The sequence below is a fragment of the Fluviicola sp. genome (assembly GCF_039596355.1).
In the GTDB taxonomy this organism is placed as follows: Bacteria; Bacteroidota; Bacteroidia; order Flavobacteriales_D; family Crocinitomicaceae; genus Fluviicola.
The window spans coordinates 103,804-126,739 of sequence record NZ_JBCNJW010000005.1 but is presented as its reverse complement, the minus strand read 5'-3'; the positions used below and the strand labels follow the sequence as shown (position 1 = coordinate 126,739).

General features: G+C 45.0%; 20 protein-coding genes. 4 read left to right on the top strand and 16 right to left on the bottom strand.

Features of this window, described 5'->3' with window-relative positions; all coding sequences use genetic code 11:
* Nucleotides 1-66: 66 nt before the first annotated feature.
* Nucleotides 67-885, top strand: coding sequence for a universal stress protein (locus ABDV94_RS11820; protein WP_343747391.1), 819 nt, complete (start codon nt 67-69; stop codon nt 883-885).
* Between the two features lie 85 nt (nt 886-970).
* Here the strand turns inward: ABDV94_RS11820 and ABDV94_RS11815 are convergent, their stop codons facing one another.
* The 5 genes from ABDV94_RS11815 to ABDV94_RS11795 all read right to left on the bottom strand — a co-directional run bounded on the left by ABDV94_RS11815 (nt 971) and on the right by ABDV94_RS11795 (nt 8,279).
* On the bottom strand, nt 971-1,369 hold the full coding sequence (locus ABDV94_RS11815; protein ID WP_343747390.1) for a hypothetical protein: 399 nt from the start codon (nt 1,367-1,369) through the stop codon (nt 971-973).
* Between the two features lie 36 nt (nt 1,370-1,405).
* Nucleotides 1,406-5,311 (bottom strand): adenylate/guanylate cyclase domain-containing protein, encoded by a 3,906-nt coding sequence (locus ABDV94_RS11810; RefSeq protein WP_343747389.1) that lies wholly within the window; start codon nt 5,309-5,311, stop codon nt 1,406-1,408.
* Nucleotides 5,312-5,373: 62 nt separating this feature from the next.
* Entirely contained in the window at nt 5,374-5,889 is a 516-nt protein-coding gene (locus ABDV94_RS11805; protein ID WP_343747388.1) for a ferritin, read from the bottom strand.
* Nucleotides 5,890-5,998: 109 nt separating this feature from the next.
* A complete protein-coding gene (locus ABDV94_RS11800) occupies nt 5,999-7,174 on the bottom strand; it encodes a hypothetical protein (protein ID WP_343747387.1) in 1,176 nt (391 codons plus the stop codon).
* A gap of 49 nt (nt 7,175-7,223) precedes the next feature.
* Nucleotides 7,224-8,279 carry a WYL domain-containing protein gene (locus ABDV94_RS11795; RefSeq protein WP_343747386.1) on the bottom strand — a complete coding sequence of 352 codons (1,056 nt, stop codon included), beginning with the start codon at nt 8,277-8,279 and terminating at the stop codon, nt 7,224-7,226.
* 676 nt (nt 8,280-8,955) lie between these two features.
* Here ABDV94_RS11795 and ABDV94_RS11790 point away from each other — a divergent pair.
* The 3 genes from ABDV94_RS11790 to rnr all read left to right on the top strand — a co-directional run bounded on the left by ABDV94_RS11790 (nt 8,956) and on the right by rnr (nt 12,676).
* Nucleotides 8,956-10,050: a slipin family protein gene (locus tag ABDV94_RS11790; RefSeq protein ID WP_343747385.1), complete on the top strand. Its 1,095-nt coding sequence runs from the start codon at nt 8,956-8,958 to the stop codon at nt 10,048-10,050.
* A gap of 131 nt (nt 10,051-10,181) precedes the next feature.
* Nucleotides 10,182-10,415 (top strand): hypothetical protein, encoded by a 234-nt coding sequence (locus ABDV94_RS11785; protein WP_343747384.1) that lies wholly within the window; start codon nt 10,182-10,184, stop codon nt 10,413-10,415.
* A gap of 101 nt (nt 10,416-10,516) precedes the next feature.
* Nucleotides 10,517-12,676 (top strand): ribonuclease R, encoded by a 2,160-nt coding sequence (rnr, locus tag ABDV94_RS11780; protein WP_343747383.1) that lies wholly within the window; start codon nt 10,517-10,519, stop codon nt 12,674-12,676.
* Between the two features lie 181 nt (nt 12,677-12,857).
* Here rnr and ABDV94_RS11775 read toward each other — a convergent pair whose 3' ends face one another.
* From ABDV94_RS11775 to ABDV94_RS11725, 11 genes are all read right to left on the bottom strand, one after another.
* Entirely contained in the window at nt 12,858-13,607 is a 750-nt protein-coding gene (locus tag ABDV94_RS11775; RefSeq protein WP_343747382.1) for a LytTR family DNA-binding domain-containing protein, read from the bottom strand.
* A 2-nt stretch (nt 13,608-13,609) separates the two neighbouring features.
* On the bottom strand, nt 13,610-15,559 hold the full coding sequence (locus ABDV94_RS11770; protein ID WP_343747381.1) for a histidine kinase: 1,950 nt from the start codon (nt 15,557-15,559) through the stop codon (nt 13,610-13,612).
* 192 nt (nt 15,560-15,751) lie between these two features.
* Entirely contained in the window at nt 15,752-18,061 is a 2,310-nt protein-coding gene (gene katG, locus ABDV94_RS11765; RefSeq protein ID WP_343747380.1) for a catalase/peroxidase HPI, read from the bottom strand.
* Between the two features lie 126 nt (nt 18,062-18,187).
* Complete coding sequence (locus ABDV94_RS11760; RefSeq protein WP_343747379.1) at nt 18,188-18,490, bottom strand: type II toxin-antitoxin system RelE/ParE family toxin; 303 nt, start codon at nt 18,488-18,490, stop codon at nt 18,188-18,190.
* Nucleotides 18,491-18,733, bottom strand: coding sequence for a type II toxin-antitoxin system ParD family antitoxin (locus ABDV94_RS11755; protein WP_343747378.1), 243 nt, complete (start codon nt 18,731-18,733; stop codon nt 18,491-18,493).
* A gap of 108 nt (nt 18,734-18,841) precedes the next feature.
* Entirely contained in the window at nt 18,842-19,552 is a 711-nt protein-coding gene (locus ABDV94_RS11750; RefSeq protein WP_343747377.1) for a hypothetical protein, read from the bottom strand.
* Nucleotides 19,553-19,561: 9 nt separating this feature from the next.
* On the bottom strand, nt 19,562-20,263 hold the full coding sequence (locus ABDV94_RS11745; protein ID WP_343747376.1) for a hypothetical protein: 702 nt from the start codon (nt 20,261-20,263) through the stop codon (nt 19,562-19,564).
* A gap of 38 nt (nt 20,264-20,301) precedes the next feature.
* The gene (locus ABDV94_RS11740) at nt 20,302-20,832 is read right to left on the bottom strand and encodes a DUF2199 domain-containing protein (RefSeq protein WP_343747375.1); all 531 of its coding nucleotides are present in this window, start codon (nt 20,830-20,832) and stop codon (nt 20,302-20,304) included.
* Complete coding sequence (locus ABDV94_RS11735) at nt 20,825-21,574, bottom strand: hypothetical protein (protein ID WP_343747374.1); 750 nt, start codon at nt 21,572-21,574, stop codon at nt 20,825-20,827. The genes ABDV94_RS11740 and ABDV94_RS11735 overlap by 8 nt, the downstream gene beginning before the upstream one ends.
* A gap of 86 nt (nt 21,575-21,660) precedes the next feature.
* Entirely contained in the window at nt 21,661-22,236 is a 576-nt protein-coding gene (locus tag ABDV94_RS11730; protein WP_343747373.1) for a DUF1572 domain-containing protein, read from the bottom strand.
* A 21-nt stretch (nt 22,237-22,257) separates the two neighbouring features.
* Complete coding sequence (locus ABDV94_RS11725; RefSeq protein WP_343747372.1) at nt 22,258-22,845, bottom strand: YdeI/OmpD-associated family protein; 588 nt, start codon at nt 22,843-22,845, stop codon at nt 22,258-22,260.
* Nucleotides 22,846-22,936: the final 91 nt, after the last annotated feature.

Here is a 22,936-nt window from a genome sequence, read left to right as displayed (position 1 = left end):
ATGGATTCCTGCTTCTAAAGCTTTGATTACATTTGCACTACTATATAAAACCCACAAAAACTCCTTATGGAAAAAAAGACCATTATTGTTCCACATGACTTTACTTCAGTTGCGGAAAATGCTCTGAATCACGCGATTAATACGGCAAAAACAACCGGTGCGGAGATTTTACTGCTGCATGTTGTAGCGAAAGAGAAGGCGATCGGTGAGGCGGAAGAAAAGCTGAACGCAATTGTTGAAAATCACAAAGGAGAAATTAAAATCACTCCGTCTGTACGCGTCGGGAATATTTTTGACGATATCGGCGATTTCGCTTCTGAAAACCAGGCAGAAATGATCTTCATGGGAACTCACGGGCAAACCGGGTGGCAGCACATTACCGGAAGCTACGCCCTGAAAGTCATTACGCATTCAACGGTTCCGTTCATTGTTGTCCAGGAAAAACCGATTAAAGAAACAGGGTACGACGACATCGTTGTTCCGCTGGATCTGAACAAGGAAACCAAGCAAAAACTGGCATACGTTGCCAATATCGCCACATATTTCAAATCCCGCGTGCACGTGATTACTCCGGATGAAACGGATGAATTTCTGCGCCACCAGGTAAAAGCCAACATCCAGTTTGCGGTGCGCTTTTTCCACGAAAGAGGAATTGATGTAACAACGAAAGTAGTTCCTACCAGCGGATTTGATAAAGAAGTAGTGAAACACGCCGTTTCCCTGGATGCTGATCTGATCGCAATCATGAACCTGAACCGCAACAACATGTTGGGAGTCATCACCGCAAACCACGAGCAGTACATTCTGACTAATGATGCTCAAATCCCGACACTGATCGTAAACCCGGTTGCCGGGAAATACGGTTCAAGCGTTTTGTTTAGTTAATAACAATTGATTTATACGAAAAAGGAGGCCGGTCGGCCTCCTTTTTTATTTTCTTCTGTACCGGAAAAACGTCCGGTAGCTGATCTTAGTTTTTGAAATAACGGAATCGTACGCCGCCCGTCGCTTTATCTTCCTGAAGCCACAAAGTGTCTACATTTCGCGTCAGGATAAATGGTGTTTGCACACCCGAAAAGTTTGCGATAAATTTTTTCTTGCCCATCAAAACAGACTGCTTCATTCCGTAGAGATACGTTCCGCTGGCAAAAGCCGTGTCGTTTCTTTTCCAGTCGAATGTTTTATAGTCGATGAATGTCAGAAGTTGCGTTTTTGTGGAAGAAGCCGTGTCTTCGAAAAACGTGCTGTCATTGGTAGTCGACACCCATCTCCAGGAAGTTCCCTCCAGGGAGATGTAAGGTACGGCCTCATTTTTCCCACAACTGAAAAGCGCCAGAGATAATCCCGCAAATACAACCAGTTTCTTCATCGTTCTATTTTTTTCAAAGATACGCATTCGGCAGAATTAATCTTTATACTCATCCCGCGCCAGACGTTCTTCCACTTCTTTCAGGTTTTGCATTTTCTTGGCTTGTCTGCTGGCAATCGCCGTAGGAGTAAAGTACTTGTGCATGTTCAGGAAGGCAATCTGCATCTGATCCCACTGGCGGTCGCTGTTGATTTTTCCGTGTTCGCGCAATTCTCTGCGCAAACGGTCTGCGATCTCGTGGAAATCATCTCTTCCGAGGTAATCCAGATCCGCATCACAAATAATCTGTTCCAGTTTGTTTTTCGGCTGGTGCGGGATCTGCGTCACGAAAATGAGTTCCTTAATCTGCGAAATGTGCTGGTCGGAATAACCATATTTTGGTAGTATTTCTTCTGCCATCCGCGCCCCGATCGGTTCGTTCTTTTCATAACTTTCCACAAATCCGGCATCGTGATAGGTCGCTGCAGATTTCAGCAAAAACAGACCCTCATCGGTCACACCTTCCAATAAGGCATAACGTTCTACGGCGCGCACTACATCTTTGGTATGGTCAATACTGTGGTAGTGCAGCATCGGCGACAATCCTTTCTCCAGTACTTTAATAATATGTCGTTCCGCCTTGTAATAGTTGATGCTACTGTACAAGTGCAGGTTCACAATCTGCTGAAAACGCTCATTTGGGAACAATCCTTCTCCTTTCACGGAGAGTTCCGGTTTGATCCGTTCGACCGTAAACATTTCGACCAGTCCTTTGCTTTTGGTTTTGACCTTTCCGCGGTAGGTACATTCAAAATACGGTTCGATGAGTTTGAACGTAGATCCGGAAATGGTTACCCGTCCCGGTTCGCCCATCATTTCCATCCGCTGTGCCTGGTTCACCGTTGCTCCCCAGATATCATAGGCCAATCGCTCCGAACCGATCACTCCCGCCGTTACTTCCCCGGTATTGATTCCCAGGCGCAATTCCCAGTATTCGGTTCCATTTGCAATGGCATCGTATTTCAACTGCGCCATGTAATCCTGGATTTGGAGCGCGGCCAAAACAGCGTCGATCGGGTTGGTGTTGTTGCGCACCGGAACTCCTCCTGCACACATGTAGGCATCCCCGATTGTTTTGATTTTTTCGAGGTTGTTGCGTACGATGATCTCATCAAACTTCCGGAAATAAACATCCAGCTTATTGACCAACTCGGTCGGTTTCAATCCTTCTGCAATTCGAGTAAATCCGACAAAATCCGTGAACAATACCGAAACTGTTTTGTAGGCTCTTGCCGAAGCACGCCCCTTGGTTTTCAACTCTTCAGCCGTCGACTCCGGGATGATGTTCCGCAACAGGCTTTCCGTTTTATCTTTTTCGATCTGGAGTAATCTCCGTTGTTCTTCAACCTTGTTTTTTTCTTCCTCGATGACTTTCTTTTGGGATTCAATCTTGAGGTTTTGAGCCCGGATTTCCTTCGTCCGTTCCACAATTTTCATTTCCAAACGCACCTGGTCTCTGCGCGCCAAATCAATGCGTGAGCGGATAAACACCAGGATGAAAATCGTCAGGAATACCAACACGATCAGCCAGAACCACCACTTCCACCAAAAAGGAGCGGCTACTTCAATGCTCATCTGTGAACTTGCCTGAACCCAGTCTCCGTCTACCCGGCGCACATACACTTTCAGCGCATAAGATCCCGGAGTCAGGGAGGTGAAGTGAATATCGCTGGCGGAACCGAGGTATACAAATCCTTCATCGAGTCCTTCCAGTTCGTATTTAAACTGGAGCAAATCCCGGTTAATCAAATCTGTAGGGATAAACCGGATCGTGAAGCTGCGTTCGTGGTACCCCAGTTTGATATCGGACTGCAGGGAAAAGGCCTCCTGGAACGGTGCGTCTTTATCTCCCGGACGCAGCCAGTGGTCGTCGAAGCGGAATTTCAGGAAATTCACATAGATCTGCTCCTTCCGTTCCTCCATCACTACCGGATTGAAGAAGTTGTATCCTTCAATTCCCCCGAAAGACATTTCTCCCGTTCCGGAAAGAAAATAGGCTCCGGTATTGAACTCGTTGCTCATCAAGCCATTCACTTCGGAGTAATTGGTGCAGCGCTGCTGTGCGATGTTAAAGCGGCAAAGTCCTTTGTTGGTACTCAGCCACAGGTTTCCTTTTTTATCCGGCAGGATTCCGTATACAAAGTTGTTCGGAAGCCCCTGTTTCCGGGTAAAAGCGGTCACATTACCTGTTTTCAGATCCAGTTTTAGCAATCCCGAACCGGATGAGCCGAGCCAAAGTGTGGATTCGTCTTCCTGGTAAATAGTGGAAATCACATCGCGGCTTGCTTTCAGAATGGATTTATTCAAGGCATAAGGTACAATCCGGAGCTTTCCGTTCCGGTCTGTTTGCAGCAGGTTGATTCCGCCGACTCCCGTAGCAAAATAATATTCACCGTTCAATCCCTGGTATGCCACACGGCAAACTCCTGCACCAATCGTGGTTTTGGGCTTCGAGGGATCGTAGACAAAGGGTGTAAAGTTGCCGGATTTCCGGTCAAATAACAATACGCCGCCTTTCGTTGCCAGGAAAAACTGGTCTTTTTTATAGGGCGTAATTTCGTAGACCTTCTGGAATGCCGAAGGATTTGCGATTCCTTTATAGGTAATCTTTTTGAAACTTCCCTTTCCGTTTTGAATCGTCAGTTCATATAAGCCGTCATTGGCCCCCACCAGCAGGTGTTCTTTGTCCAGCAGGTGAACGGAAACGATGCTTTTTTCGTTGTAATCGTCTGATTTGGAAATGTAGTAATGTTTGAACAGACCGGTTTTCCGATCCAGTTCCGAAACGGCAAAATCGGTTGCGATGTACATTTTGGAAAGATCCGGAGATTCGGCAAAACCCCAAACACTCTCCGATGGCAATCCCTGGCTCAGATTTGCGGCCGGGCCAACACCAAAAAACTCGTCATTTTTCGGATTAAAAGCGCTCAAACCACGCAGCGTTCCAATCCAAACCGTCCCGTTTCCGTCGCAGAACAATTCGTTCAGTTCGTTGAAGAGGATTCCGTTTTTTCGGAAAATATCTTTTTTGCTGAACGTGATCCGGTAGCCTTCTTTGCCATTGCTCACACTGATCAAGCCGTTATTGACCGTTGCAATGTAGAATTCCGAGGTCGATTTGACATACACATCCGAAAACTCTTCGATACCGTAGTCTTTTCCGATAAAGTCCAGGAAAGGAAAGAGCTTGCCGGTCTTCACATCGAAGAGCCACAATCCGGCGTTACTTGAAAGGATGTAGCTGCTTTCAGAAAACAATTCCACATCCGAAACCAGCCAGGTTTTTTCCATTTTCTGCGGAGACAGCGCTTTCCATTTTCCTGTTTTCAGGTTGTATGTATAAACGCCTACGTCTTCGAACGAAACCAGTAATTCGTTCTTCGCTACAAAACGGATATAATGAATCCGCTTGGAAGGTGATCCTTCCAGGAATGTGACTTTTTTGGAGTTCCGGTCGTATTTTGCCAATCCGTGCGTGGAAGAACCTACCCAGATGTTTCCGTTAGACTCTTCCGATATTCCTTCTATCGAGAGGTTGTTGTCATCCGAAGCGAGCAGGGAGCGGAATCTTTCTTTTTTGGGATCGTAAATCGAAATTCCGTCGGCGGTTCCGAACCACAATTCACCGAACTGGTCTTTTAATCCACAGTGAATGTAGGAACTTGCCAGACCCGGCGTGTCATCGGAAGTGAATACTTCAAACTGCTGTCCGTCAAAACGGTTGAGCCCGTCCTGCGTTCCCAGCCACAAAGTCCCCACGTCATCCTGGACAATAGTCGTCACGGAACTCTGTGAGAGTCCATCGTTGATAGAAAAATTTCTAAAACGATACGAGACTTGACTTATCGCGCTGGTAGTAGTAAACGCAACAATAGCTCCAATTCCTATTAATCGAACGAGCATCCGTTATTCTTTCTTTTCGTTTATTCAACGAACAAGATACTGAAAAGTTTCGTTATCAGAACTTATGCTTTCGCTTCTGCTTTATCCGCAGCGGCAGCCATTGTTTCCATATCGCGGTCAAAGAGGTAAAGTCCTCCTTTGTCACCACCGATCAGGCGCAATTTATCCAAAATTCCACGACCCAGTGCTTCTTCTTCCAACTGCTCGGAAACGTACCACTGCATGAAATTGTGTGTCGAATAATCTTTTTCTTTCAGACAGATGTCTACCACGTTGTTGATGCTTTCAGTCACCATCAGTTCGTGTTCCAGCAACAATTCGAAAACGCGTTCCAGGGAATCAAATTCTACCGGAGGTTGCGGAACAGCCGGAACGATTGCAACACCACCGCGCTCATTGACAAACTTGATGAGTTTCAACATGTGAAGACGCTCCTCGTCAGAATGCTTGTACATAAATTTCGCCGTCCCGTTCAATCCGTTGTTTTCAGCCCAGGAAGCCATTGCCAGATAGTACTGAGAAGAAGAAGATTCTTTTTGAATCTGATCGTTTAATGCCGCTTCAATTCGCTTGTTCATCGCTGTAATTTTTGTTCTGTTTCTATCAAAGTTACAGTTTTCAGCTTAAAACAACCTATTGCGACCGTTAATAAGTTCCAAAATATTCCATCATTCGACGGTTTTTGCTTCAATCCCGCTGTTTGATGATTACCTTGTCTTCAAAAATAACCACCGGTTCATTTTTCAGCTCCTCAAAAACAGTAAAAACCGTTTGGTCTGTATAAAGGATTTCCCGGTGAACAGAACTCGGATAAATGTATTGCAGCTTGCGTTGCAGCAACCCAAAGTCGAAATAGAAATAAAACGTTTGGGAACTGTCGCGGGAATTTTCCCGGAATCCCCTGTTTGATTCCCGAACGGATTCGGAGATCAGCAACTGCATTTGAAAATTGTAGCGGTCTGTAGAAAGTGTTTTCGTTTCGCGGTCTTCCAGCGAAGTTGGCTGGCGGAAATACATGTCGCTTTTAACAAACAGTCGCTGCTCCAGCGTATCAATAAAAAAAGCATCCGCCGATAACCCAAACGCCGCCCTGTCATACGTTATTTTCAGTGCTTTTTTCGATTGAAGCATATAAAAAGACTGAACAACCGAAGGATTTAGACAGGGCGTTTTCATCCGGGACTGGATTTCTTTCAATTCTGGGTTGGGATACGTGCAGGACACTGACCAGGAACTTTCTTTGTCGACCGGTTTATCAGATCGGTTTTTCTCAGTTGCGGTGAATATGGTATTATTTTGAGCCTTGAAAGGATAGCTGAATTTCGGTGTTTTGTTGAAGATCACTTTTGATCCATCGGCATTGCCATGTATAATTGTGACCTTTTGAAGATCCTGAGAATAGCTTAGCGAATCACAAAAACGGAGCGTCAGGTAGTTGTTTCCATCTACCATCGCATAGCTGAACACCTTTACCAGTTGGTTGCTTTCGTATTGATAAAACTGCTGTTCCAGCACCCGGTCTTCCTGGTAACTAATGCGTTTCGGAATCCACCGCCGGAATTCCACCAGGTTTCCCAAACGGTCGTAGCTGTAATCCGAAACCGTTGAATCCTTTCCATAATCTCCCCGGTTAATCTGCCGGATCGGTCGCCCGTCTTGCCGGAAACTTATCTGTTCTTTTTTGCCCCGGTAGGTCACTTCATCACCTCGTTTTTCAAACGAAACCACTTCCAGGGAATCGATCTTGTTTTCACGCATCATGGCAGGTTCATACGTATACAAACGCTTGAAATAGTATTCATACAAGTAGCGGTCTGTTGTTTGCGAGAACCCCGCAAAAGCCGTCAAGCAAAAAAGAAGCATTGTATTTTTCACAGAAACAGGTACAGCCGAGTTCCCGTTTGGTTGAATCTTATTCGGAATCCGGTTTACTTTCCTGCTTTTTCACGTTCCGCTTGGTCATAATTTCATAATGTTCCAAACCGATTCGCAGGCGTTTTTCGATGTTCTTCCGCAGTCTTCTCGGGCTGAGAACCGTAATTCCGTCACCGTAGGAAAGCAATTCTTTTTCGAGTTCAAAGTTGTGGATTACATGCAAAGACATGGTTGCTCCGCGTTCGTCCTGTTCCACAATCTGTTGCGATTCATGCAGCGGTTTCGAAATCACATACGGTGCATGCCGGTTGCTCACCCGGAAAATCACCGGTTCCGGTTTATCACTCAGGGAACGCGTGACACCAATACACGGTTTGAAGTAGTTTTCCGTTTCGAAAAAGCATTCCTGGAACGGCAAGCGGTAATTTTCATACACGTATTTCATGCGGTCCAATGCCAGGATATACTCGCGCTTTTCATCGTGTAAGGTACAGAGTAAAAACCAACGGTTTCGAAATTCTTTCAGTTTATACGGATTCACCCGCATCACGGAAGGCGTTTTCGCTTTGAAACTTTGGTAGTGAATATCCAGCACCACTTTTTTCTGAACGGCTTTCACCAGTGGGTCAATCCATTCCAGTCCCGGCAGGCGGTGATTCGTTTCCAGCTCGATAATCTCTCGCTGTTCTCCGTTCGAAGACAGTATTTTTCCTTCCAGCTTGGCCACCACATCTTGCATTTCGCGGAAATAACCGAATCCTTTGAACTGCTTCAAAACATGCAGCACTTCTTTCATGGTGTCCAGGTCGCCCTCACTCAGCGGAATGTTGGTGATGCTGTAGTCCTTTTCTTCGTAGGTATAATATTTCCGGTCGATGACCACAATCGGTGCATTGTAGCCCAGTTTTTCACTGCGCATGTTCTGAATGTCGAGCTGAACGGTGCGCCTGGAGATTCCTCCTACTCCTTCATACTCATACAAAGCGTCTGCGCAGGCTTCCACCAGGTCTTCCAGCGTCCATTTCCGGAAGCGGTTTTGCAGACATTTATCGATCGTTTTGTAACGAATTAAAGCGTGTTTTGATACCGGCATGGCTGAAAATTACTGTTTTCAATGCAAAGTTGAAAATCAAGTGTGCAATCTATTTGCGTTGTTCCGGTTTTTGGTCAATTATTTCAAAATATAAAACACTGTTTTTCAATGATTAGTAATTTTTATCCGATTATTTTTTATGTGCGCAAAACAATTACGCAATATCTCTAAATCTTTGTCATGTCAAACGAAACAAACAACGTTCTTTGAAAATCGTTTGACATTTCAATCTCCTTTTTGGGAGTGGAAATGAGCACCTTGCAAACGAGATCCTGGTTTTGACGCCAGATTGTGCACCAGGCCCTGCCGAAGTGTATCCAGTTGCACGGAACGCTGTTTCTCCTGGTACATAGGGCGCTGGTTCGAATCCGGCAGTTGTCGAAAACAACTTAACTCAGTTGGTAGAGTCATGTAACCGCCTCGGTGTGATAACCAGGCACGTGTCTTTTAAACACGCTTTAACAAACAAAAAAGGAGTGGCTCGCTTTCGTGCTGGTTCGTCATTCGTGACAAACCAGCCGGAATGGGAAGCCCGGGCAGTGAACGGCTTGTAAAGAAAACGTTCCGGTGGTTGATTCCTGACTCCGGAACTGATCGGAACAACAACTTCGCAGCTCCGCTGAACATCCGGAAGGTCGGCCGCTCCTTAATTTATGAATTTGAAAAACAAGAAAAAATGAAAACAATAACTGTAGCAAAAAACCAACGTGGTTTGGTGTACAAAAACGGTCAATTAACCGCTGTATTGAAATCCGGAACGCACCATTTGTTCTGGGGGAAGACCGCACAGCTGATTGCCGCGCAACCAGCGATTACTGCTCAGCACGGATTGTTTGCCGATCTGCAGGATGGTGAATTCTCCGGGATGCTGAACCGCTACGAGGTGGATGCCAACCAGTTGTTGTTGCGTCGTTTGGGTAAAAATATCGTGGAGTGCTATCCTGCAGGTACTTACTTGTTCTGGAAAACCGAAATGGCTTTTTCATACGAACTGATCGATACCTCATCTACGGAGAACATTACCGGGTTTGAGCGTGCGGTACTGGAGTCTTCCGTGATGCTGGAGCGTGTTCACCGCGTAGTGGTTCCGGAAGGAAACCAACTGATTGTCTTCGTGAACGGGTCTTATCAACATACTTTGAGTGCCAACACATATTACTTCTGGAAAAACGCCAATGTGTTCAACTTCCGCCTGGTGGATCTGCGAACAGTGACAATCGATGTGCAGGGACAGGAGTTGTTGACGAAGGATAAAACATCTATCCGTGTGAATTTCTCCGGACAGTATAAAATTACCAATGTGCAGCGGGCAATCGTAGAAAACGCAAGTTACTATGCACAGATGTATGCTGCCATCCAGTTGACAATCCGGGAAGTGATCGGGTCGCAGACTTTGGACCAGTTGCTGGAAACCAAAACGGAGTTGTCTATGCAATTGGTGGAAAAAGCCAACGCATTATTGGAGAACATCGGTCTGGAATTGATCACGGGAGGTTTGAAAGACATCATTCTGCCGGGAGATGTGAAAGAGATTCTGAACAAAGTGCTGGTAGCAGAAAAACAAGCGCAGGCGAATATGATCATGCGCCGGGAGGAAACCGCCACCACCCGAAACTTATTGAACACTGCCCGTTTGATGGAAGAAAACGACATGTTGTACAAATTGAAAGAAATGGAATTTGTAGAGCGTATCGCTGAAAAAATCGACGGGATTCAAATTCAGGGAGGAGCGAATATCTCCGACCAGTTGAAAACCTTATTTGCAAAATAATCCGATTCCACCAGAATCAACTTTGTCCTGTCAGCAAAGAAGCAGCTGCTATTGACAGATTGGTGTAGCAGCTTTTAATTAGAATGAATTATTTAAATGAACCACCTAGGAACATAGATTCCCAGACTCGAATGAAACGCAAAGAGCGCGAAGAATTATTGCTTGAATACATGAACCAATTAGTCTGCGGACTTCTGCGGGAAACAAAAACCACGAAAATCAACCATGAAATTTACACTACTACCAATTCACATAACAAATCAAAAGAGCTGCAGGAGGGTTATGACCTTTCCTGTTTTTTATTTTATACTGGTTGCATCAATCACACGATTGCAACTCATACTAACCCATTTTCAAAAGAATGAAAACAAAACAACTACACCAGCCTGATCCAAATCAGACAATTATTCCTAAAACCCAAAACCTTGAAAGTCATTTCGTACTTTTGTTAAACACAACAACAACGATGGGTAAAAAAAGACCAATAAAAAAAACAAAAGATAAATCAACCAAGAAACTAAAAACCGGCCTGTATCACATTATTCGCAAATTGTTCGAACAACATCCGGAAGCGCTCCTGAATTACAAACAGGTGTGTACCTTGCTGCACATTCATGACAGCGAGTCCCGGAAACTGGTTGTTGCTTTACTCCGTGAATTAGAAACCGAAGGATTTGTCCGCCAAAACGGTCATGCAACATATACGTATTCCAATACCCTGGAAACCATTGAAGGAGAACTGGAACTGACAATGCGCGGTTCAGGTTTTGTGAACATGGGCAAAAATGAAGAGGATATTTTCATCGCTCCCCACAATATCGGACACGCCATTCACGGAGATATTGTCCGTGTGGTACTTACCAAAAAAAGCGGAAACCGCCGGGAAGGAAGAATCGTAGAAGTTGTTTCCCGCGAGCGTTCCCAGTTTGTGGGAACCATCCACTTGTATGATAAGCATGCTTTCCTGATTCCGGACAATACCAAAACGGGTGTGAAAATCTACATTCCGCTGGAAAAACTGAACAAGGCAAAACACAATGACAAGGCTTTGGTGAAAATCACCGTTTGGCCGAAATCGGCTGAGTTTCCGTTTGGAGAAGTGATCCAGACCCTGGGTGGAAATTCAATCCACGACAATGAGATGATTTCCATTTTGGTCGGTCAGGGAATTCCGATTGAGTTTGATTCGGATGTGATGAACGAAGCTGAGCAGGTGACATTGGAGTTGGATCCGGTGGAAGTGGCGAAACGACGGGATTTCCGCGAGATTTTGACCTTTACCATCGACCCGGTGGATGCGAAAGATTTCGACGATGCGCTTTCAATTCAAAAACTGGAAAACGGACATTTCGAGATCGGTGTGCACATTGCGGATGTGAGTCAGTATGTGAAACCTGATTCTGCGATGGACAAGGAAGCTTTGAAACGCGGGAATTCGGTTTACCTGGTGGATCGTGTGATTCCGATGCTTCCGGAGCAACTTTCAAACATGGTGTGTTCCCTCCGTCCGAAGGAAGACAAGTTCACCTTTTCTGCTGTTTTCGAAATCGATGAGAACGGGAAGATTTACAAAGAGTGGTTCGGGAAAACCGTTATTCACTCCGATCACCGTTTTACCTATGAAGACGCGCAGGAAATCCTGGAAGGAGCGGAAGGACCATACAAGGAAGAATTGCATATCCTGGATAAAATCGCAAAAATCTATCGAAAAGAGCGGTTTAAAAAGGGTGCTCTGATGATTAATTCAGAAGAAATCCGTTTCAAACTGGATGAAAACAAAGAGCCGGTAGATGTGGTAGTAAAGGTTTCAAAAGATGCCCACCAGCTGATCGAAGAATTCATGTTGCTTGCCAACAAGCACGTGGCGATGTTCGTCGGGAAACCACAAAAAGGGAAAGACCCTGTTCCGTTCGTATACCGCGTTCACGACAAACCGGATCCGGAGAAAATCGCATTATTCGGTTTATTTTTGGATAAATTCGGGTATTCGCTGGAGTTCACCAGCCCGGAAAAAGCGGCTCAGAGTATCAATAAACTCCTGAACGACATCCAGCTGAAAAACGAATACAACATCATTCAGCAGATGGCTATCCGAAGCATGGCGAAAGCGACGTACGATACGGACAACATCGGGCACTACGGTTTAGCGTTTGAGTATTATGCGCATTTCACTTCGCCGATCCGCCGCTATGCCGATTTGATGGTTCACCGCATTTTGCTGGAATGCCTCGAGAATAAACCGCATAAATACAACCAGGTACTGGACGATGTCTGCAAACGCATTTCACGTACCGAACGCAAGGCTACGGAAGCAGAGCGCGAGTCGAATAAATACTTCCAGGTAGTTTTTGTCCACGACAAGATCGGGGAGGAATTCGACGGAATTGTTTCCGGACTCGCGGAACACGGCTTGTATGTGCGGATGACTGAAAATGCCTGTGAGGGAATGGTTCCGATGCAGGAACTTCCGGGAGATCGCTTCAGTTTTGACGAAAAAACCATGACGATTGTCGGTCAAAAAACGGGAAAAACGTTCCATTTCGGAGATTCGGTTCGTGTGAAGATCAGCGAAGTGAGTCCGAGAAAACGCACAATCGACCTGGAGTTGGTTTCAAGCGCAGAGTAATTGATCATACAGATTATAGCAAAAAGTCCCGGAGATAACTGCCGGGACTTTTTTATTTCTGATCCATTCTTTTAATGATTAACCGAGTGAATCTTTTCTATTTGAAACGCAAAGATGCAAAGTGCGTAAAGGGTTTCCAGATACTTTACCTATGCATCGATTCAACCAAGGTCTGCGTTTTTCAGGATGATTTCAAAAGGGTGAGGATTTCTTCTTTTTTTCGGGAGGAAACCGGGATTTCCATCCCATTTTTTAATTGAAGCGTGCTTTTACGTTTGTCAAACTGGCTTAAAAAGGCCGTATTTACCAGGTAGCTTTGATGGGTTCTTAAAAAACCGTTTGATCGCAACAATTCATCGTATTCGCCAATTGAAGCCGAAACCATGATCTTTTCCCCTCCGACCAGTACAAAATTCGTGTAGGAACCGTCGGCTGAGCAATAGATTAGCTCATCCAGCGAAACAAAGTGAATCGTATGCTGTGTTTTCAGCGTGATCTGTTTGGGAGCCGCAGGTGCTGCCTGTTTGGAGAAATGCTGCATAAAAACCTGCATCTGATCCGCCAGTTTTTCCTTTTCGATTTTTTGCTGAGCTGTCTTAACCGCATCCAGGAGTTCTGATCCCGCAACCGGTTTCAGCAGGTAATTCAACGCCGAAAATTGAAATGCTTTTAACGCAAACTCGTTATATGCCGTGATAAAAATAGTGGGGATATATGGCGTTCCCGTCTGGTACAGCACATCAAATCCGGTTTCATCGCGCAACTGGATATCCAGTAATAAAAGATCCGGACGGTCATTACCGATTTGTTCCACAGCACTTTTCACCGAATCCGCTTCCCGGATTTCATAATTACTTGAGCCATCTCTCTCCAAAGCCCGGCGGACGATTTCACGCGCACTCGACTCATCATCAACTATCAGTATTTTCATTTTCAGGCAAGTGTTTGAAATGGAACCGAAAAGAAGATACGAGTCCCTTTTTCCGGCTCAGATTCTATTCTAAAGTTAGCCTTTTTCTTGTATTTAATTGTTAATAACCGCAATCGTTCTTCCGTAATACTCAACGCCAGGGATTGGTGCTGCTTGTTTTCAGGATCTTTCTTTTGAAAACCGGAACCCGTGTCCGAAACAGTAATCTCCAGCATCTCCCCGTTTTTGCGGTAAGAAATGTTCAGCATATTGGATTCCCTGCTGATAGCAAACCCGTGTTCAATGGCATTTTCAACGAAGGGTTGTACCAACATCGGGGGAACCAATGTCAGTTCCGGTTCCACTTCCGGTTCTACGTTGATGGTATATTGAAATGGCTTTTCAAAACGCAGCTGTTGTAATTTCAGGTAGTTTTCCAGCCAGGAAAGTTCTTTCGAAAGCATCACACTTTCTTCCCGCGAGTTGTCGAGAATAGACCGCACCAGTTTGGCAAAGGAAGTCAGGTAGCGCCCCGCCTCTTCCGGCTGGTTTTTATCCATGTAATTGTATACAGCATTCAGGGAATTAAAGAGGAAATGCGGATTCATCTGACTACGCAGCAAGCGTTGGTTCAATTCGTTTTTCTCGTAGGTAATGGTGCGCTGTCTGTGCTTGTAGAGAACGTACAGGATGAATCCTGCGAAAAGCAGTACAAGCAGTACGATTGACAAACCATAAAGCACCTTGTTTTTTTCAGCATTTTTCCGCTCCGAATCCAGTTTGAGCTGAATGGCTTTTTTCTCGTAGGCATATTCTTCTTTCTGACTCTTGAGTGCCCGGGTATTATCTGTTGAATTGATGGAATCTTTGAGTGCTTTCTCTTTTTCGAGGTATTCCATTGCTTGTTTGTACTGTCCCAATCCTTTGTGGGCTTTGTAGAGCAGGTTGTAATTCGACTCTTTGATATACTTGTCGGTGTTTCCGGCGTATTTCAAGCCTTCATTCCCGTATTCCAGGGCTTTCCGGTAATCTTTTTTCCACAGGTATATTGCTCCCAGGTTAACGGCTGCATAAACGATGCTTCTTTCGTCATTCGCCTTTTCGTATGCTTTTTTATAATAGTCAAAAGCCACATCTAACTTCTTCTCTTCTTCATAAGTAATCCCGATTTTGGAATAATTAAAACTCATGTAGAGGTCTATATCATACTGCTTTGCAAGGTATAACGCTCTGAAATAATATTCCCGGGCCTTACTGTAATTCTTTATGTCTACGTAATTACTCCCGATATTCATGAGGCACGTGCTTTTATGAATCAAAATATCCATGCTTCCGGTGGTGTCTTTTTCCAGGTAACGCAAAGCCCTTTTCAAGTAGAAAATACTGGTTTTGAAATCATTCTGCCATTCGTAAAGCGAGGCGATATTGATGTAGGCAAGTGCTGTCCCGAAACGGTCTTCTTTCTCTACGATCTCGAAGTAATACAGTGCTTTGAAATTACAATCCTGTGCTTTTTTGAATTGATTCATTCGTCCATACCTGGTTCCTTTATTTATCATTGCATAATAGTACTCGGACTTGTACTGCGTTTCTTTGAAGTATTTCATTGCCTTTTCCAGGTATTCAAATCCTTTCGGATCATCCAGATCGGTAAAGCCAGCCAGGTTGTTATAATAAAGAGCCATGTAGCTGGCGTATGCTTTATAGAGCGGCGTTCCTTTCTTTGATTTTTTGATTCCCACCTTGGCAATTTTACCTATTTGCGCACTGTAATAAATCACAGCGTCGGCGTCAACGGCAAATCGATCGATCAAAAACGCATAGGCATACAAGCGAACTGTATCGTGATTTTTTTCGTTGGTGGCAACACTTTTCAGGGAATCAATCGTGTGCTGATCGTCCTGTGCAAAAGCCTTTCCTCCAACCCATGTGAGAAGAAAACAGATTGCAGTTTTTATTAGAAATGATCTCATGCTATTTTATGGATATTGATTTTTTCGGTTCCCAGGTGCGCGAACTCCCACAAAATTAGCCGGATTATTCAATTCCGCTGTTTCTTCCGGGTTAATATTCTAGTTGATTCTGTGGCCTCATTCGCAGAAAAAAGCGTGTAAAACAAAAAAACCACCGGGGTTTCCGGTGGTTTTACTTCGTACAAGGAATCTTTATTTCTTCAACAAATCAAAGCGATCCAGGTTCATGACTTTCGTCCACGCCGCAATGAAGTCGCGCACGAATTTCTCTTTCGCATCGTTGCTTGCATATACCTCTGCCAGCGCTCTCAATTCAGAATTGGATCCGAAGATGAGATCGGCGCGGGTTGCCGTCCAAACGGTTTTCCCTGTTTTGCGGTCTTTCACTTCAAATACTTCTTTCTTTTCGTCGACCGGTGACCACTGGTAATCCATGCTCAATACGTTCACGAAGAAATCATTGGTCAGTTTGCCCGGAGTCACCGTAAACACACCGCTTTTCGAATCTCCTGCATTGGCGTTCAAAACACGCAGTCCACCGATCAAAACAGTCATTTCCGGAGCCGTCAAGGTCAGCAACTGTGCTTTGTCGACCAGCAATTCTTCTGTTGAAAGGGTATATTGCTGTTTTTTATAGTTGCGGAATCCATCAGCCATTGGTTCCAGTACCGCCATCGATTTTACGTCTGTTTGTTCCTGCGTTGCATCCATGCGTCCCGGCGAAAATGGAACTTCCACATTATTAAATCCGGCGTCTTTTGCCGCTTTTTCCACGGCTGCAGTTCCTCCCAGCACGATCAAATCGGCTAGTGACACTTTTTTCGCACCGGATTTCGCGTTGAATTCTTTCTGGATTTTTTCATACACTTTCAGCACTTTCTCCAATTGTTTTGGATTGTTTGCTTCCCAGTTTTTCTGTGGTTCCAGGCGGATTCGTGCACCATTTGCACCACCGCGTTTATCTGATCCGCGGAATGTTGATGCCGAAGCCCAGGCTGTTTCGATCAGCTCTTCGGAACTCAAACCGGAATTCAGAATCGTTGTTTTCAATGCAGCGATATCCTTTGCGTCGATCAGCGGGTGATTCACTACCGGAATCGGGTCTTGCCAGATAAAATCTTCTTTCGGAGTTTCCGGTCCGAGATACAAGGCTTTCGGCCCCATGTCGCGGTGTGTGAGTTTAAACCAGGCACGTGCAAATGCTTTGTCAAATTCTGCCGGATTATCTAAAAAGCGTTTGGAGATCTTCCCGTAAATCGGGTCGAAACGCAGGGAGAGGTCTGTTGTCAACATGGTTGGTTTGTGCGCTTTCGCTGCATCAAACGCATCCGGGATGATGTTTTCGCCGTTTTTTGCTATCCATTGGTGTGCACCCGCCGGACTTTTGGTCAATTCCCATTCGTTTTCAAACAATATCTTGAAAAACTGGTGGCTCCACTCGGTCGGAGTAGATGTCCAGGTTACTTCCAATCCGGATGTGATCGCGTCCTGGCCTTTTCCGCTTTTGTAATCGCTTTTCCAGCCCAAACCTTGTTCTTCGATTCCCGCTGCTTCCGGTTCATGGCTCACATGTGTTGCCGGACCTGCTCCGTGGGTTTTTCCAAGAGTATGTCCGCCGGCAATCAGCGCCACTGTTTCTTCGTCGTTCATTCCCATTCTCCCAAATGTTTCGCGAATATCTTTCGCTGCCAGCAGCGGATCCGGATTTCCGTCCGGTCCTTCCGGATTCACGTAGATCAGTCCCATTTGTACGGCTGCCAGCGGATTTTCCAGGTTGCGGTCTCCGGAATAACGACTCCCCGGTGCATCACTTTTTGCGAGCCAGGTTTTTTCGCTTCCCCAGTAAACATTAGTCTGCGGTTCCCACACGTCTGCTCTTCCTCCTGCAAAACCGATCGTTTCAAATCCCATCGATTCCAGGGCAACATTCCCGGTGAGGATCATCAAATCGGCCCAGGAAATTTTGTTCCCGTATTTCTGTTTCACCGGCCAAAGCAATCTTCTTGCCTTATCGAGGTTCGCGTTGTCGGGCCAACTGTTGAGCGGTGCAAAACGCTGCTGACCCTCGGAAGCCCCGCCACGACCATCGCCTGTGCGGTAGGTTCCGGCACTGTGCCAGGCCATCCGGATAAACAAGGGTCCGTAATTCCCGAAATCTGCCGGCCACCAATCCTGCGAATCGGTCAACACTTTGCGAATATCTGCTTTCAGCGCCTGGTAATCGAGCGTCGAAAATGCGGCACGATAATCAAACGTTTCTCCCATCGGGTTGGACAATGCAGACTGCTGGCGGAGTACGCTCAAATCCAGTTGATCCGGCCACCAGTCGCGGCTGCTTGTTCCGCTCAGATTCCCGTTCACAACTGGCGTAGCATTGGTTGTTTTCTGCGTGAGGCTTTCGTGGTTAAAGGGGCATTTTGCGGCTGATTCAGTGCTTGTTTGTCCGTTAGCGGTATTTAATAGCAATAGACAAAGCGATAGAATAGTACTGTTTGTTTTCATCTCTAAATCCTTTGTGTTACTTCACGAAAGTACGGCAGTCTTGGATTAGATAAAATCGATTAGATTTATAGTGTGATTGATTTTTTCTATGCTTTGTTTTGTTGACATATATAAAATCCGGAATTTTTATTCTTCTTCCAACCTGTTTTCCAAGTCCATTCTGTCGTGGAGAATACGGCTTATTTCCAGTTGATTTTCAGCAACCAGCCGGTAAAAAATAAGGTGTTTTGAAATTCGCTTTCCGTACAAGTCCGGATAGATTTCGAAGTAGCTCTTCCCGGAGTTCGGATTTTCCGCAAGCTCCATGCATGCGTTGATCAGTAATTTGTAATACCGGTCCGCTTGTTTTTCAGACCAGGTTTCAAGCGTATATTCCCAAATAGCCGAAAGATCTTCAATGGCCTTATTTGTAAATACCGGTTTTGCCATCTATTTTCTTTTTGCTTTCAATTGTTTGAGGTGTTCTTCCGGATCAAAATTTTCATTCCTTCCACTGGCAACACCCGCTTCAATTGCGGCGTGTAAAGCTATTTTCTTTTCCTCTTTCTCTTCCAGTAAACGCAAACCCGCACGAATCACTTCGCTGGCATTTTTATACCGACCCTCTTTCAGAACATTTTGAACAAATTCATCAAAATAAGTTCCCAATGTAATGGATGTGTTTTTACTCATTTTTGAAAGATTTTCTATAAATGTACCAATTTTAGGTATTTTCTCAAAATCCTTTTATCCGGTCACATTGAATCTTATTCGTTGATTTTGAGTTCCCTCTCAATCCAGTTACTTCCCATAATAGTAAATCCGCGTTGTGCCATACGATACTCTCTTCGCATTTTCTGCTCCCCACTGAGCCAGGTTTGCATGCCCGGACTGCTTCCACTCCATATAATTGACCACCAACTCGAGGTCTTCCTCCAATTCGTTTGTCCAGTATTTCCGTTGTTCTTCGGATGAAAGCAGGTTGATGTGTTTCCTGATTTCCGCAGCCAGTTCCAGGTCCTTTTCCGGTTCTCCGATATATCCTTCAGGCAGGTGATGTACTGAATGGTAAATCGTATTCATCCATTCGGAAATAATTGCTTCCCGCACCAGATCATCCGCCGGATCAAGCTCCAGGGCTTTGAGCAGGTATGATTCATCTTTGTAATACTTTCCATACCAACGGAAAGGCCGGTTGTCCGAATTTTCTGTTTCACACCAGGTCAGCAAGCCCGGCTTCACCAGTTTTTCACTCAACAGGTGAGGAAGCGGACCGTAATCGGCATCGGGGATTGTCTCGACAAATGGAAACAGGAATTCCAGAAATGCAATCTTTTCAGCGGTTCCCCAGCCTTCAGCCGATTTCAAAAAAGAATCGAGTCGTTGAAATGCTTCTTTCCGCAAGCCTTTTTTTCTTTCGAAACAATAGTTTGCGTAGTCTATCCAAAGTGGATTTTTCAGGGCGGCGTTTCCTACTACACGTAATGCATCGTCTTGTTCACTTGTGATCATGGTTGGCACTTATTTTCGGCCGGAGGCCGTTTTTTTGGTTGAAAATCCGCCGGAAGTAAAGGTCATTTTGGTGGTGTCAATCTGATCTTCTTCGTCATGCTCCAGGTATGTATATCCTTCTATGAAAAGGATCGAATTGGTAACTCCCAGGGAATCTTCCGGGAAAATCTGGTCGTAGATATGACAGGAATACCCGTCTCCGCCGCAGGAAGAGTAACATTCTCTCAGGAAACTCACTTTCTGGTTCGGATCGACCGTATAATACCTTGCCACCTGGCTGTAATCACAGGCTTCGGTTCCGTAGTGCAGCACCAATACCAGTTTTTTACCGGAAAGCTGGTGATACCCCAGCGATTTTAGGTAGATTGCTCCTTCTCCCTTGAAATGATCTTTGAAAATCAATTTCCCTTTGGAATAAACCTGGAGATACCCGGGATTTTGAAACCCATATTTTTCTTCGTTGTACGCAGTATACCCGTATTTCAATTCATAGTTCCCGATGGTTGTTTTCCCGGGAACCAATAAGGATCGGTAGTATTCCTGCAATTCGTTGTCTTCCGGTTGGCTTTGTGCATCGGCTGGTTTCTCTGCTTCTTTCTGATTTGTCGACGCAGTAATTGTTTCCTTTTCCTTCAGATTCTTGTCTTTTTCCGGGGAATTTCCGCAGGAAAATAACAATAGGGCGGTTAAAAAACAGGTGTGTTGTTTCATCTTTTGCTGGTTTTCGATTCGCTTGAACAAGACTAAATTTATACTATTCTCTGAATCCGGCGTTCTGCTTCAGCCAAACTAATCCCATTTTCCCAGTCTGAAACCAAAGGGTGTGTTGACTGATGTGGAATTATTTCCGGCCGGAGGCCGTTTTTTTGCGTTTTTACATCCGTATATAAACCGAGTGTTGTTGACTGATAATCATTCAGTTCATTGCTGATCATTCCAAAATAGGTTTTTGGTTCTGAATCAACATCAAAATTCCGCCTGTATTCGTCCCAGGTTTTTTCACTCACAGAAACCCAGATTCCATAATCCAATCGTTCACAGGAACCAACAATCGGAATACTCAGAACCGTCCGGATGAATCGATCCGTTTGATCGGAATATTCTATCGCGCAAAAATCAGTTGAAATTTGTGCTATTTCTTGCTTTTCTTCTTGCGTCAACCCGTCGTAATAGAATGGCGTATCGAACCCGATCGCAGGAAACCCTACATGTTCTTTTCCACACACACGACAGGTTTGCTTTCGTTTTTTCCAAAACATATTGACTTGTTTTTTACTCATTCAGCGCGCGTTTCCCTGAAAATTTTGGAGGCAAATTTTCTTTCAGAAACGCATCCAGGGCAAAATAAATGACTTTCACCGGTGCTTCTTCCTCCTTTTCAGGAAAATAAACCCGCCAGTACGGATTATTAGTGTCTTTGCTAAGATACACCTGTTTTCCCTGGAACTGAAAAGAGAAGGAAAGATAACCCGTAACGGTCGACATGGCAAGGACATAAAAGGAATCATGAACCAGGGAATCCATCTGAACGGAATCCCTGCCACCTTCCGGAGCACCGATTTTCCGCAGAAATTTTGCCGAAACATCCTGAACCGAATATGGAAAAATGGTATCGGATTGAACCGTGCTGATTTCCTTCAAAAAATCTTCCAGTGTTTTCACACGCAATTTTCTGTGGCGAAGCACAAGCGGATGTGTTACACTGTCTTCGATCAGGTTCGGCCCAAACCCTCCTTTCCAGGCTGTTTTTTTTTCGTGTGTGATCGTATCTTCCGTTGATTCCCAACGGCCCTTCCACACATAAAAACCGGATTTGGAAACAAAAGACCTGATTGCGTATTTTCGTCGGTATTTATCATATACGATTGTTTCCGTATTGCCACATGCTCCGCGCAATGATTTGGAGTCAATTTCCCGGCTGCAGTCATAACTAATTGTATACCGAACGACCAGGGAATCCCCGAATTGGGAAAAACTTTTCGCAGAAAACAGGAAGACAAGGGCGGAAAGAAGGTATTTCATGTTGTGCTTTTAGTTTACAGAGATGCATTTTTGCACCGAAATCCACAGGAAGATTCCCGCCGGAGGCCGTTTTTTGATTTTCAGCGCTATTTCCCGGGCTGATCCTTCAAATATTCATCCGTGAAATGCCCTTTTTGCTTCGGTTGGGAAAATTTCTCCGCATTGTATGCCTGTGAATTGCCTTTGGGGATCGACAAGGAATCCCAACCGTTTTCAGCAAGCATTTTCCCCAGAAATACGATTTGTCCCACATGATACGGATAATGTGCCAGCTGCCGGTTAATGGCTTCCATCACAGTATGACCCTGGTTCCGGATGTAGATGATTTTTTCCAAGTCCTTTTCCTGCAATGAATCCAGCGCAGCAAACAGGCAGTTCCAGCCTTCATTCCATTTCCTGGTCAACTCTTCGCGGGTTTTAACCGAATCTTCAAATTCCGCGTCGCGGTTGCGCCAGTCTTTCTCACCGTCGGTGGTCATAAAATCCGTCCAGCGCGAAAGCATGTTTCCCCACAGGTGTTTCACGATATTGGCGATGCTGTTGCTGTCATCGTTGTATTTCCAAAACAACTGTTCGTCGCCGACCTGCGAAAACGTTTTGTCTCCGAGTTGTTTGTAATACTCGAATTGCTTTCGCACGCTTTCCAAATAACTGTTTGCCATCTCTCCTGTTTTTCGAATAAATCATCGGAACTGCTTCGGTTTTTGTTTCTGCGCAGCTTGCTCAACCAATTCCGAGATGCGTTTCTGCCGGGTTTGATCCTGTTTGGCGAAAACGATCCAATGCAATAACATTTTCCGAACCGATTTACTCAAACTTAGGAAAAATTCCCGCGATCCGGAAAATTCCTCAAATGCTTTCTCCAGGTCTTCCGGAATAATTCCTTCTTCCACCTCATCGAGAATCGTCCAAGATCCGTTTTTCCGGGCAATTTCAATGCTTTCAAATCCAGCTTCAGTTAGTTGGTTTTCAGCAATGAGTCGTTCCACTTTTTCCTTGTTGATTTTCGACCAGGTACTCATGGGTTTTCTCCTGGTGAAAAACTGGATAAAACTCTCCTCATCGACCGTTCTGCGCGTGCTGTCTATCCATCCGAAACAAAGCGCTTCATCCACCGCATCACTCCAGGTAATACTGGGTTTGTTGCTCTGTTTTTTGTAACAAAGCAGCCAGATGGATTGTTTCGACCGGTGATTTTCTGCTAACCATACCTTCCATGCTTCCCGGCTTGCCGGACAATATGTTTCGATTTCTTTTCCGTTAATCGTCATTGTTCTCTAAATGTTGATTTCTGCCCCTAAACTAAATGCTGCCAGTGACAACCCTATGTCAGTGCAAAAATGCTTTTTCATTCCGCGCCGC